The 12,935-nt window shown below is 71.7% G+C and carries 12 protein-coding genes; 5 read left to right on the top strand and 7 right to left on the bottom strand.

All coding sequences use genetic code 11. From position 1 onward, the window contains the following. Positions 1 to 76: 76 nt before the first annotated feature. Positions 77 to 673, bottom strand: coding sequence for a cupin domain-containing protein (locus tag ACZ38L_RS24555; protein ID WP_465697113.1), 597 nt, complete (start codon positions 671 to 673; stop codon positions 77 to 79). 52 nt (positions 674 to 725) lie between these two features. Further along, positions 726 to 1,751, bottom strand: coding sequence for a helix-turn-helix transcriptional regulator (locus ACZ38L_RS24550; protein WP_465697111.1), 1,026 nt, complete (start codon positions 1,749 to 1,751; stop codon positions 726 to 728). 522 nt (positions 1,752 to 2,273) lie between these two features. On the opposite strand from ACZ38L_RS24550, the gene ACZ38L_RS24545 reads away from it, so the two are divergent. The 3 genes from ACZ38L_RS24545 (at position 2,274) to ACZ38L_RS24535 (ending at position 4,560) form a co-directional block, all read left to right on the top strand. Then, positions 2,274 to 2,777 carry a hypothetical protein gene (locus ACZ38L_RS24545; protein WP_465697109.1) on the top strand — a complete coding sequence of 168 codons (504 nt, stop codon included), beginning with the start codon at positions 2,274 to 2,276 and terminating at the stop codon, positions 2,775 to 2,777. Between the two features lie 117 nt (positions 2,778 to 2,894). After that, complete coding sequence (locus ACZ38L_RS24540; protein WP_465697107.1) at positions 2,895 to 3,416, top strand: hypothetical protein; 522 nt, start codon at positions 2,895 to 2,897, stop codon at positions 3,414 to 3,416. Continuing rightward, complete coding sequence (locus tag ACZ38L_RS24535; protein ID WP_465697105.1) at positions 3,406 to 4,560, top strand: MAB_1171c family putative transporter; 1,155 nt, start codon at positions 3,406 to 3,408, stop codon at positions 4,558 to 4,560. The genes ACZ38L_RS24540 and ACZ38L_RS24535 overlap by 11 nt, the downstream gene beginning before the upstream one ends. Positions 4,561 to 5,511: 951 nt before the next feature. Here ACZ38L_RS24535 and ACZ38L_RS24530 read toward each other — a convergent pair. After that, positions 5,512 to 6,918: an MDR family MFS transporter gene (locus tag ACZ38L_RS24530; RefSeq protein ID WP_465697103.1), complete on the bottom strand. Its 1,407-nt coding sequence runs from the start codon at positions 6,916 to 6,918 to the stop codon at positions 5,512 to 5,514. A 171-nt stretch (positions 6,919 to 7,089) separates the two neighbouring features. Between ACZ38L_RS24530 and ACZ38L_RS24525 the strand changes: the two genes are divergently transcribed. Further along, entirely contained in the window at positions 7,090 to 7,698 is a 609-nt protein-coding gene (locus ACZ38L_RS24525) for a TetR/AcrR family transcriptional regulator (protein ID WP_465697101.1), read from the top strand. 197 nt (positions 7,699 to 7,895) lie between these two features. Here the strand turns inward: ACZ38L_RS24525 and ACZ38L_RS24520 are convergent, their stop codons facing one another. From ACZ38L_RS24520 to ACZ38L_RS24505, 4 genes are all read right to left on the bottom strand, one after another. After that, entirely contained in the window at positions 7,896 to 8,180 is a 285-nt protein-coding gene (locus ACZ38L_RS24520; protein WP_465697099.1) for a hypothetical protein, read from the bottom strand. Between the two features lie 467 nt (positions 8,181 to 8,647). Continuing rightward, the gene (locus tag ACZ38L_RS24515) at positions 8,648 to 9,022 is read right to left on the bottom strand and encodes a hypothetical protein (RefSeq protein WP_465697097.1); all 375 of its coding nucleotides are present in this window, start codon (positions 9,020 to 9,022) and stop codon (positions 8,648 to 8,650) included. Between the two features lie 418 nt (positions 9,023 to 9,440). Further along, positions 9,441 to 10,475, bottom strand: coding sequence for an NAD-dependent epimerase/dehydratase family protein (locus tag ACZ38L_RS24510; RefSeq protein ID WP_465697095.1), 1,035 nt, complete (start codon positions 10,473 to 10,475; stop codon positions 9,441 to 9,443). Between the two features lie 213 nt (positions 10,476 to 10,688). Further along, positions 10,689 to 11,723: an MDR family NADP-dependent oxidoreductase gene (locus ACZ38L_RS24505; protein ID WP_465697093.1), complete on the bottom strand. Its 1,035-nt coding sequence runs from the start codon at positions 11,721 to 11,723 to the stop codon at positions 10,689 to 10,691. Between the two features lie 132 nt (positions 11,724 to 11,855). On the opposite strand from ACZ38L_RS24505, the gene ACZ38L_RS24500 reads away from it, so the two are divergent. Next, positions 11,856 to 12,830: an Lrp/AsnC family transcriptional regulator gene (locus ACZ38L_RS24500; protein ID WP_465697091.1), complete on the top strand. Its 975-nt coding sequence runs from the start codon at positions 11,856 to 11,858 to the stop codon at positions 12,828 to 12,830. Positions 12,831 to 12,935: the final 105 nt, after the last annotated feature.

Genomic DNA, 12,935 nt, shown 5'->3' with positions numbered 1-12,935 from the left:
GCCCGAACGCCGACCGCCCCACGGACAGGTGTCCGTGGGGCGGTCGGTCGGTCAGGGGAATGCGCCGGCAGAGGCTTCAGTAGAGGCTGGAGAAGAGGATCCCGATCAGCTGGGCCGATTCGTCGGAGTCGTTGCGGAAGCTGTGCGGATGGCCCGCCGACCACTGGATGGAGTCGCCGGCCCGCAGGACGTGGTCCACTCCGTTGTACCGGGCCACCAGGACGCCCCTGGTGACGGTGATGAAGTCGGAGCCCTCGTGCTGGAGGTCTTCGGCGAGGCCGCTGTGCGGCTCGAAGTCCCCCGTGACGACCTGGTATCCGAGCACCGGGGAACGCAGCACCCGGTAGACCACACCGGGCGCCCGGCTCAGCTCCTCCTGCTTCTCCCTCGGGAAGACCGAGGGAGTGGCCCGCCCACGGGAGAAACCCAGGAACGAGCCGACGTCGTGGCCGAACACCCGGGCGAGGCGGCCGAGCCGCTCCAGCGCGATGTCGGTCTCGCCCCGCTCCAGCGAGGCGAGGAAGGACACCGACAGCCCGCACTCGGCCGCCACCTGGCGCAGCGACATGCCCTGCTGCGTACGGAGGCGGTGCAGCACCTCGCCGGGCCGCGGGAATCCGAGCTCCGGATCCCGCGGCTCAGGGGCGTCGGTGGATGGGTCAGGGTCAGCCATGATCGCATCCTAGAGGCTGCCGCCCGCCCCTCCAACGCCCTGCCACCCGGCCCTACCCCTGCCGCAGCAGGCCCGACTGGGCGATCAGGACCCCCAACTGGCAACGACTGCGCGCGCCGAGCTCCTGGTAGATCTTGGCGACATGACTGCGGCAGGTCCGTACGCTCACCCCGATCCGGCGAGCGATCGCCTCGTCGGTCTCGCCCTCGGCCAGCAACTGGATGATGGACATGCGCACGCCGCTGATCAGCTCGCTCACCTCCGCCGCGCGGTTCTGGCTCTCGAACGGGCTGGCGCTCACCCAGGCACGCTCGAACACCCCGAGGAGGAAGTCCACCACGCCGGCCTGGCGGACGATCACGGCCACGTCCCGGTCGCCGTCCGCCGGGATGACGGCCACGTCCCGATCGAAGATGATCACCTGGTCGAAGGGATCGCCGAGGGTGCGCACCTCCCCGCCGACCGCGACGAGTTGCTCGACGTGCTCCCTCGTGGGCCGGTCGAAGCGTGCCGCGTGCTGGTACAGGATCCGCGATCGAACGCGACGGGCGAGCTTCACCTCGGGCGACTCCCAGGCGACCTGGAGCGCGTCCGCGATGCTGCGGCCGCCTCCGGGGCGTGCGACCAGCACCTCGGAGTCGCAGTCCTCGGCAAGGGCGGCGATCTCGGCGGCGATGGCGTCGGCCCCGGCGACCGTCTGGCACGGCTCCACCAGACGGCTCTCCCGGGTGGCCTGCTCGTGCAGCTCCTGGAAGACCGCCAACTCGGCCCGGATCGCGTCCGACTCCTGTTCCATCCGGGCGATCTGCGTGTGCAGCCGGGCCAACCTGCGAGAGGCCGCGGTGCGGGGCGCGACGGGGACCAGTGCGTCTCCGCGGTCGTCCGCCAGAGGCCGCAGCAACCCCCCTTCCCTCAGAAGTCGCACCGCCCGCGCCACCCGGGTGTCGCCCCAGTCGAGCTCCTCGTTCGCCCGGGACGGGTAGAGGACACGGACTCGAATCGCCAGCTGGTACAGCTGCTCCAGATCCTCGGCCTCGCCTAACGGGTCCGCTTGCCGGATCTTGAGATCTGTCTGCATGAATCCCCCTCATAGCAGCCAACAGCCTTGTCAGCGCAGGCAACAGCCTTCCCACACGGGCAAGGCGCTGCCGCACCGCTCAAGGGGGGAAGGGGCTGCCCGTTCCACTGCCGGGCCAAGCCACAGGCCGTTGCCTATACTGGATGATCGTGTTGAATATCGCACAAGCCGCCCGCGCCTGTCAACCGTGGCGAACGAATGCGCCGCGTTCAGTGGACAGTTGTCCACTATGGCGGATGGCCGACCTGGACCGGTCGAGCGGCGTACAGGTCGGTGGACCTGCCCGACGCCTGGGGCCGATCCGACCCGATCACCGCTGACCGTCGAGGCCACCGGCGGCCGCCGGGTTGACCGCAACCAGCGGACTCCGGCCCGGCCGTCCGCCCGCCGACCGAGCATATGCGCGGGAGCGTTGCCGGCCGGTGCCATCTGTCAACAATGGCGGACGCCACTCGCTTCGAGTAGGGTTGGTCCATGTTGACGGACCGTCAAACAGGCCAATGATCCTTCGGGAGACGACAGATGGAGCCCAGCGGGCCACTTCCCGGTCAGCCGGGCCGGTCCTCGGTGCGTCGGATCGACCAGCGGCTGAACGAGTTGCTCGACGCCCTCTATCCCGACGAGCGCACGCGCCCCGGGTACGCCGCGATCTCCCGCGAGATCCGTCAGACGACCGGCGGGAGGATCTCCGGCACCTACCTGTGGGAGCTCGCCACCGGCAAGAAGCACAACGTGACGCTCGAACAACTCGACGTGCTGGCGACCTTCTTCGGAGTGCCGCTGGAGTACTTCCTCAACGACGCCGTCGCCGAGCGGGTCAGCTCCCAGCTGGCCATGGCGTCCGCGTTGCGCGACACCCGGGTGCGCAACCTGGCCCTGCGTGCCGAAGGGCTCTCCCCGGCCAGCTTGGACGCCCTGCTCACCATGGTGGACGAGGTCCGAAAGCTGCAGAACCTGCCGCGGATCAACGACGCCGCGGACGATCCGGCGGCCGACGGCGGGCCCGCGCGGGTCGGCGAGCCCTGACCAGGACGGGACTCCGCGGCTTCGGGAACGCCGGAGGGGAGAGCTGAGCGAGGCGCCGGAACGCGCCTCGAGCCGTCGTACTGGAGCGGTTCTCGGGGGAAGGCTCTGAAGGACGCCATGTCGCATGAGTACAACCGGCTACGCCGACGCTGCGAGTCAGTGCTGAAGCAGCTCGACGTACCACATCCGTTCTCTCTCGACGCGCTCTGCGCGCGACTGTCGGCACAGCGAGGACGCCCGCTCCACCTCCATGCCCTGCCGCCGCAGGCGGCCTCGGCGGGAGCCTGCGGCCTCTGGCTGGCGACCCACACCGACGACCACATCTTCTTCGAGCGACGAACGGCCCGCGCACACCAGGAGCACATCGTGCTGCACGAGATCGCGCACATGCTGTTCGACCACCACTCCGTCGCGGATGGGGAGTTGGGCACCGTGTCGGCCCTCCTGAGTGATCTCAGTCCCCGGCTGGTCAACCGGCTGCTGGCGCGGACCGACTACACCACGTGGCAGGAGCAGGAGGCCGAGATGCTGGCGAGCCTGATCCGGACCAGTGAGCGGCAGCCGGCGGCGGCCCAGCCGAGCGGGGCGCTCCAGGAGCTGGAGGCGGCCCTGGGAGTCGAGGCATGGCATGTCCACTGACCTCGCATCGCTCAGCACGACCGTGGAGAACGTGAGCGCGGTCTGCCTGTGGGTCGCCGTGGGGGTGCGGGCGCCTTCGGCGCTCCGCTCGCCCCGACAGCACGCGCTCTGGTTCGCGGTCGCCAGCGCGGCCGCAGCCATGACGCTCAGCCTGGACCCGGTCAGCCGTGCCGTCCTCGCCGTCACCGGCCCGACCCAGCTCGTCGGACTCGGCCAGCATCTGCTGGGCGTGCTGTCAGCCGGCACCACCCTCGACTTCGCCACCGCCGCGGTCGACCGACGCCGACACCGGGCGCGCGTCTACCTCGGGACCCTCCTCGTGACGGCCGTCCTTGTCGTGCTCCAGTTGCGCGCCGGCTCCGGCCCTCCGCCGACCGCCTTCTGGCTGGTCCTCACCACGGCCCACCTGTTCGCCAACTACGCCTGCATGCGCATGTGTTGGCACTACAGCCGGCAGAGCGCACCCGGTCAGCTCAGAACGGGCCTGCAGCTGTTCGGTCTCGGTACCACGTGCGCCGGACTCTTCTGGTGCGGCAAGGGGCTCCAGCTCCTCCTCGACGGCCAGGTCTGGGCCGTCCTCCTCCCGTTGCTGATGGCGCTGCACGCGTTCTTCCGGGCGGCCGCCCTGATCGTGCCGGTGGCCGCCGCCGCGCGTCGGGCGGCGGCCGACATCGCCACCATCTGGAAGCTCTGGCCGCTGTGGCGCGACCTGACCGAGACCGTGCCGAACGTGCTGCTCGCCAGGCGTCGACCGCGCCTCGTCGAGATCCTCCGTCCGCACGGGAGTTGGAAGCTGCTCGCGTACCGCAAGGTGGTGGAGATCCGGGACGCCGTCCTCACCCTGCACTACCACAACCCGCCGGGAACGGCCGATCTCGCCCGGGACTACCTGGCAGCCTTCGACGTCTCCGGCCGGTACTCCGAGGCGATGGTGATGGCCTGCGTGGTGCGGGGCGCCCGCGACGCGAAGCTGGCGGAGCACCCGCCCGTGCGCCACCCGGAGAGCATGGCGGACTTCAGCGGTGACGACCTGGCCGCGGACGCCTCCTTCCTGACCGAGGTCGCCAGGGCGTACGGCTCCCCCGCGGTCCAGGCCTTCGGCACCGACACCGCCCGGACCCGGCGCGCCCGGACGGCGGCCTAGCACCGCAACGGCGCCTGCCGTGACGGGGCTGCGGTTCCGGGCTGTGGCCTCGTCGTCCGTGGCGGCGGTTTCGTCCGCAACCGCCCGCAGGAGTGGAAGGCCGCGTGTTCTCCTCCGGCGGGACCATTGAACACTCCGGCTCGCCCCACCGGCCGGGGCCAGCGGCTCCGCGGGCTGGCCCGCGGCCAGTCGGGCGGCTGAACGGATCCGGTTCAATGCCGCGTTGGTGAACGCGGTGACCGTCAGCCGAGCGGCGGGCTCGTCCGTGGCGCCGGTGGGATGTCGAGCACGGTCGCGCAATCCGAGTCGCCGTTGAGCTCGTGGAGGAGGACCTGTCCGGGGGGACAGCTGGTCGGCTGCGGCCGGCTGGCACTGAACGTGGGCCGGGGCGCCGGGATTTGGGCGGCCTGCTGTGGCGTGGACGGCTTCGGTGCCGCCGGCGCGGTGTACCGGCTCGGCGAGGGGGTGGACGGGTGGGACGTCGCCTCCGCCGAGGAGGCACGCACGTGGGATGTCGTCGTCTCCGGCACGGAGCTCGGGGACGCGGAGGGCACGAGCGGGAGGCTGGGGGAAGGGCTGGATGTGGGGCTGGACGAAGGGCTCGAACTGGGCTGGGAACTCGGGCTGGGGCGGGGAGAAGCACTCGGGCTGGCCGATCGCGGCCCTGGCACGGCAGCGGCCGTGGTGTGCGTGCTGAACAGGGCCAACCCGCCGGCACCGGCGAGCGCAAGGCTGACAACGCCGGCCGCCGCGCCGAAGGCGATCTTCCGTCTGGCTGTCGCGTTCATGGGGTACTGCTCATCGTCGCCGCCCTGCACTGGTGGGCTCCCTCACTCGGTCTGCCATCTGACGGCGCGGATCCTAGCGGGTGCGGTGGTCGAGCCGCCGAGGCGGTTCCGGTGGGCCGCCAGGACTCCCTTCCCTCCTGGCGGCCCGTCGGGATGGCGGGCGCTACGCCCGGACGGCGCTTCTGGCCTCGGTCGCCGCCTCGCGCGGAGCGGGCTGCGGTCGACGGGTGGGGAGGAGGAGAGAGACGGGCACGGCGGCGGCGGTGAACGCGAAGGCCCACCAGAAGGCGTCGCCGAAGGCCCCGGCGAGCGCGCCGGGCGTGTGTGCTCCGGCGGCGGTGCGCTGGAGGATCACGGCCAGGACGGCGGTGCCCATGGATCCGCCGATCTGCTGGGTGACGCGGGTGATGATGCTGGCATGGGGGATCTCCTCGCGGCCCAGGCCCACGTAGGCGGCACCGGTGAGCGGGATCACGGCGGCGCCCATGCCGGCGCCACGGAACAGCAGCGTGGCCAGCAGGACGACCTTGTCGGTGTCGGCGGTGACGAACGCGAGCGGCAGCGTGGCCGCGGTCACGATGGCGAATCCGGTGAACGCCACCCAGCGGGGACCGTAGCGGTCGGTGTACCTGCCGGCCAGCGTCCGGGACGCGAGGGTGCCGACGCCCTGGGGGATCATCAGGAGGCCGGCGCCGAGCGCGTCCTCGCCGCGGACCTGCTGGAAGTAGAGCGGCAGCAGCAGCATCGCGCCGTACAGCACCGCGCCGCTGAGGAAGCCCAGGACCGAGGCGGACGCCAGCGGGCGGTGGCGGAACAGGCGCAGGTTGACCACGGCCGCCCCGGCGCGGGGCAGTGCCCAGGCGACGAACGCGCCGATCAGCACGAGGCCGGCGAGCAGGGGGACGAGGACCCTGGCGTCGGCGAAGCCGGCCCGGCCCTCGACCTGGGAGAGGCCGTAGATGACGGCGGCGACGCCGGGTGAGAGGAGCAGCATGCCGACCACGTCGAGGCGGGCGCGGTCGCCGGGTGCGGGCCGGTCGTCGGGCAGGTTGCGGTGGGCGAGCCAGCCGCCGACGGCGCAGAAGGGAACGTTGACCAGGAAGAGCCAGCGCCAGTCACCGAAGTTGAGGATGATCCCGCCCAGGACCGGGCCGAGGATCGGGCCGAGCGCGGTGGGCAGGGTGATGGTCGCCATCACCTTGCCGAGGTTGCGACCCTTGGCGGCCTGCATGATGAGGGTCACCATCAGCGGCATCATCACGCCGCCGCCGATGCCCTGGACCGCCCGGAAGACGATCAGGCTGGTCGCGTCCCAGGAGACCGCGCAGAGCACCGAGCCGAGGAGGAACATGCCCAGGGCGGCGATCCACAGCCGCTTGCCACCGATGACGGACTGCGCCCAGCCGGCGATCGGGATCGTCACGAACATCGCCAGCAGGTATCCGGTGCTCACCCACTGGATCGTCGAGATCGTGGTGTGGAGGTCCCGGGCCAGGTCGTTGAGGGCGACGCTGACGATCGTGGTGTCGAACACGACCGCCATGGCGCCCACGATGATGGTGAAGGCCATGCGCCACACGGCAGGATCGACGCGGTTGGGATCCGCCGGTGCGGGCGGAGCGCCGGCCGTGGGAGAGGTACTCACGAACAGCCACCTAAGATGCGAGAGCGTTTCTTAACGGCCCGAGAGTAGGCTCCGGGCATTAGGATGCGCAACTGTATCTAAAGTGAGGAGTGGGCGATGGCGGAGCGGCGCCGGGGCGCGGTGCTGGAGGAGGCCCTGCTGGACGCGGCCTGGGCGGAGCTCACGGCGAACGGTTACGCGAACTTCACCCTGGACGCCGTGGTCCAGCGCGCGGGCACCAGCCGGCCGGTGCTCTACCGGCGCTGGCCCGATCGGCAGGAACTCGTCCGGGCCGCCCTCGCCCACGTGCTGAACCGCGAACACCTCGACGCCCCGGACACCGGGAGTCTGCGCGGCGACCTCCTGGGCCTCATGCGCGAGATCAACGCCACCCGCGTCCAGCTCGTCACCGTCATGAGCGTCCACCTGGCCGGCTACTACCAGGAGACCGGCACCAGCCCCGCCGACCTGCGCGAACTCCTCACCGCCGGGCGACGGAAGAGCGCAGTCGACGCCCTGTACGAGCGAGCCGTGGCACGGGGCGAGATCGATCCGGAACGCCTCACCGATCGTGTCCGGGCCATCCCCCTCGACCTGCTGCGCCACGAGTTCCTCATGACCCTGGCACCGGTCCCCGACCCCGTCCTGGAGGAGATCGTCGACACGATCTTCCTCCCTCTCGTCCTCCCCCGTCACGGGTGCCCGCCCGAGGCACCGAGGCCGTGACCCGCTCTCGGCCGGTGAGCGGGTGGACGGTGGGCCACGGCCGGCCGAGGACCGGGGCCAGGAAAAGGTCGTCGGCGACCGGCTCGGGGATGCCGAGCCAGGGGTCCGGTCCGCGGGTGACGTCGTTGCGGTTGCAGCCGGTCGGCGACACCACGAGCGGGATGCCCTGAGCGTCGACGAGGACGTGGTGCAGCCGGTCAGCGCCCGGCGGCAGCGGCAACCGATTCGATGACGCCGTGCCAGGTCCTGCGATAGCCCTCGCGAAGAGGCCCGCCGACCAGGTCGCGGATCCCCGATGTCGCGTCGATCATGGGCCCCGGGTCTCCCGACCTGCACAGGTGCAGGTGCGCTTCGAGCAGAGCGCCCCCACGTTCTGCGTCCGCCTCCAGGAGACGCCGCGGCAGCCACTTGCCGCCGCCGGTCCACGCGTCGTGGTAGTCGCAGAGCAGATCGGCCGCGGCGTTGAGAAGGTGCCCCGCCACCGCGAGGCGCTCGATGGGGTCGCCCGCATCGGCGAGAAGTCAGGGTTTCAGGAATCTCGGTCACCGGCCACCGCGTTTCCCACCCCGGCCGCTACGAACCGTGAAGGATCCGGGAAAGAGCGGCGGTGGCTGGGGCCGCCTCTCCGGGAGTCCAACGCCTGGGGTCACCCCGGGGCATACGCCGTCATGCAACCTGACGGAAACCTCGTCATCTAGCGAGCGAACGGGGACGGCCCCGGCATCGCCCTGTGGACTTCCGGAACCTACGGCAACCCCGGAGCCTCCACCATCCTTCAGGACGACGGCAACATGGTGGTCTACAGCGACACCCGCGGCGCTATCTGGAACACGGGCGCCTGGCGGACCGCCAACCAGTAGGCGCACGGCTCCTCGCGAGATCGACCGGATCGAGAACAGCACGGGGCGGCAGCTCCGGTCGCTGCCGCCCCGTCAGCTGCTCGACTTGATCAGGCGTAGGCGCAGATCACGTAGACGCTGATGCCCACGCTGTCGTAGCCGGGCTGGTGGCCGATGCCGACCCAACCGTTGCCATCGCCGGTCGGGAAGGTGCCGTTCAGCACCGAGTCGTTGCCGCGGGCCTCGGCGCCGCCACCGATGGCCTTCTTGCCGTTCGGGCAGTAGACGGTGCGGCGCTGGAAGTTGCCCACGTTGGCGTTGGGCAGCGTGACGATCTGGTAGCCGTCGACGGCCCGGGTGGCGGCCGGCTGGCTCTGCTGCGCGTCGCTGGTGTCCTCGGCGGCGGCCTGCATCGTCCACCCCACGCCGGCGGCCAGCGTCATCGCCATCGCACAGGCGCCCAGCACGAGCTTGTTGCGCGTCATCTGCGTCGTCTCCTCGGAGAGTGTGGCGAGCCTCACGATCGAGCTCTCGCTTTCACCCCGAGCATCGGCAGTCGACAGTGGACGAGTTGAGCTAAACCCCACCTTCGATGGAATGCGAAGCATCGGCGCCATAGACGGGCGCCCGCCCTGCTGAGCGGCACCACCTCGCCGGCGCCGGACCGCGCACCGCCCACGTCGGGCGGCTCGTTGCCACCCTGCAACCCGGCATGGCGATCCCGGGCGGAGACCACCCCGCCGCGGTGGCGCGCGGCGCGCCCCGGCGACGGCGGCGAAGTCCGCCGGCAGGGCATCGCTCCGTCGACGGCCGAGCGCCCGGACCCTCGCTCGCCGCCGTCTCCACTCACCGTCGTCACGGCTCACCATCGTCACGGCTCACCGTCGTTACAGCCCACCGTCGTTACAGCCCACCGGCCAGGATCCGGCGCTCCTTCTCCGGGGCGATACCGATCACCTCGCCCTGCAGGCCCTGCCTGTAGGGCCGATCGAGCGGGCCGCGTTCCCGCAGCCAGGCCCAGGTGTCGCGCACCGTCTCGGCGATCGGACGGCAGCGCAGGCCGGCCCGCGCTGCCGCGCGGGCGTCCGCCCGCCAGATGCCGGTCGGCTGCCCATGCTTGAACTCGGGGTACCAGAGCGGAAGTTCACTCCAAGGCTCGACCTCGGCGGCGAGCACCCGCTGGTCGTCCAGCCAGACCAGCTCGGCATCCGACCCGGTCGCCGCCACGCATGCCGACAGCAGCTCACCGTAGCTGCTCGACCCCGTCAGTGAGGTGGTGACGAACCGGCCGCCCACGCCACGTTCCCCCAGGTCCAGCCCGAAGACCGCGAAGTCCCGGGCGTCGATCAGCTGGATCGGCAGGTCCGGGCGGCCGGGAGCCAGCGTCCGGCCGCCGCGCGCCATCCGCTCCAGCCACCAGGGCAGCCGCCCGATGTTCTCGTGCGGGCCGATCAGCAGACCGCAGTTGAGGATGGTCGAACGCGCGGTCCCGAACTCCGCGAGCACCGCCCGCTCACAGCCCGCCTTGAGCGCGGTGCCGAACGGCAGGTCGGGCGGCGAGTCGGCGGGACACGGGTGCGGCGGCGAGTTCTCGTCGACCGGCCGGTCGGGCCAGTCAGCGAAGGCGTGGATCGACGAGACGAACACGTACCGGCCGGCGTGCTCACGCAACGCGCGGGCCGAGGCGGCGACGGTGTGCGGCTGCTGCCCGCTGGTGTCGATCACCACGTCCCAGCTGCGACCGGGGCCGGGCGCCCGCTCGACCAGCGCGGCCAGGTCCGCCGCGCTCTCGCGGTCACCGTGCACCGTGTCGGTGCCTGGCAGGTCGGGGCCCGAACGGCCGCGGTTGAAGACGGTCACCACGTGACCCCGTACCAGGGCCTCGGTGACGAAGGCGCGGCCGAGGAAGACCGACCCGCCGAGAATGAGGATTCGCATGCGCCGATCGTGCCCCGCAAGCCGGCCCGCGGCCCGAACGTTCGCCTGCGGCAGATCCGCTGACGGCCGATCCGCGGTGCGCGAGCGGCCGGCGAGCTGTCGGGCGGATGGAAGAGCCGCCCGAGGTTCCCCTCGGCCGTCACCTCGATCGATCTCGCCGGCGGACGGACCGTCGCGTCCGTCCCGGTCCACCTCGTCGGCCACCGGCTTCCCCTACAGCTCGACGACGACGGTTCCCAGGTGGCGTCCTTCGATGACCTCGCGCAACGCGTTCGGTGCGTGGTCGATGCCGGGGACGCGCACATGGGGGAAGGTGATGTCGCCGGTGCGCAGCCAGTCGCCGAACCGCTGGTCCCACTCCGCGCGCGCCTCGGGATTGTCATCGGCGCTGTAGCCGCGCAGGGTGATCTTCTTCATCAGGAGCTGGAAGGAGTCCAGCTCCACCGGGGCCGTCCTGCCGGTACCGCGTTCCGCCAGCTGCCCCGACAGGGCTCCGACCAGGACGAACCGCGCCCCCTCACGGGCGGCCGTCACCGCCGCGCGCAGTTGGTCACCGCCGACGTTGTCCAGGAGGACGTCGATGCCGCCGGGTGCGGCCTCGGCCAGCTGCGCGGCCATCGGTTCGTCGGTGCCGCGCACCACGGCCGCGTCGTAGCCGAGTTCCCGGATCAGCCGTCCGGCCTTGGTGCGCGAACCGGTGCTGCCGATCACCCGGCCGGCACCCAGCAGGCGGGCGATCTGCCCGGCCATCGAGCCGATGGCACTGCCACCCGCCGAGACGAACACCGTGTCGCCGGGCCGGATGCACACCCCCCGGGTCAGCGCCGCGTAGGCCGTCCAGCCGTGTCCCAGGTGCGCGACCGGGTCCCGCAACGTCGCCTCCAGACGCGTGCAGGCCGCCGCGGCCACGACCGCGTACTCGCGCCATCCCAGGAAGTGGGAGACCAGGTCGCCGGGTCGCAGCCCGCTGCCGGCCGGTGCCGAGACGACCTCGCCGACCGCCTCCCCGGCCAGCGTGTCGCCCGGGCGCAGCGCGGGAAACGGCACACCTTCCACGGCCTCGGCGCCCTGGCTGATCATCATGCGCAGCGAGGCCGAGACGCGGAAGTAGCGGTTGCGGAGCAGCACCTGGTCGACGCCCGGGGCCGGCACCGGGGTCTCGACGACCTCGAAGTGCTGGGGCCCGGGCAGGCCGTCGGGGCGCGCGGCGAGCCGGACTTCGCGGCAGGTCGGCGGAAGGTCGGACATGGCTTGCTCCTCACGTCGGGCCGAACATCACAGGGCCCGGAAGGCCCCGCGCCCACGATCGAGCACGCCGCCCGGGTATTCCAGGCAGCGCCAGATCCGCGCCGCTTTTCGACACGAGTAGGGTTTGGATGCGTGGATTCACTCGACCGCCAGCTCGTCCATGCCCTGCACGTGGACGGCCGAGCGCCGTTCAGCCGGATCGCCGACGTGCTCGGCGTCTCCGACCAGACGATCGCCCGCCGCTACCGCCGGCTGCACCAGGCCGGCGCGCTGGGCGTGCTCGGCCGTCTCGACGCCCGCCGCCTCGGACACGTGGAGTGGGTGGTCCGCCTGCAGTGCGCACCGGGCTCCTCCGGCGCCGTCGCCGAGGCCCTCGCCAAGCGCGACGACACGTACTGGGTCCGCCTGGCCTCGGGTGGGGCCGAGGTCGTCTGCACCGTCCAAGCCGACAGCGAGCGGAACCGCGACGCGCTCTTCCTGAAGAAGCTCCCCGCCACTCGCCCGGTGACCGCGATCAGCGCGCACTGCATCATGCACACGTTCCGGGGCGGCCCGACCGGTTGGCGAGGAGCCGCCTCAGCTCTCGCCGAACAGCAGGCCGCCCAACTCGCCCTGCCACCCGTCGCCCCCGGCGGGTGCCCGGAGCCGATCGAGCTGGACGAGGGCGACCGCGCGCTGCTGGGCGAGCTGGCACGCGACGGCCGCGCCACCCATGCGGCGCTGGCAGCGGCCACCGGCTGGCACGAGGCGACCGTCCGGCGCAGGATCGCGGCCCTGCGCGCGAGCGGGGCACTGTACTTCGACATCGACGTCGACGACCGGCTCCTCGGCTACGCCAGCCCAGCGCTGCTGTGGATCTCCGTCGAGCCCTCTCGCCTGGCCGCCGTCGGAGAGGCGCTCGCCCAGCACCCCGAGGTCCCCTTCGCCGCCGCCACCACCGGCCCCACCAACCTGCTCGCCTCGGTCCTCTGTCCGGACGTCTACGCCCTCTACGACTACATCACGAACCGCGTGGGTCCCATTCCCGGCATCCGCGCCATCGAGAGCGCACCGATCATCCGGACCGTCAAACGCGCCGGATCGATCGACAAGCCCCGCCTCACGTGACCTTGCCCTGGTGTGCGACCCGATCGACGTCAGGTGGGACGGAGTCGGGGTCGCACCGGAGAGGACACCGACGAGCCGGCCGCGACCGAGCCCGGCACGGCACGG

This window comes from Kitasatospora sp. NPDC024654 (genome assembly GCF_055559155.1).
Note: the sequence above shows the minus strand (reverse complement) of the source record. Positions and strands in the feature narration are given on the sequence as shown.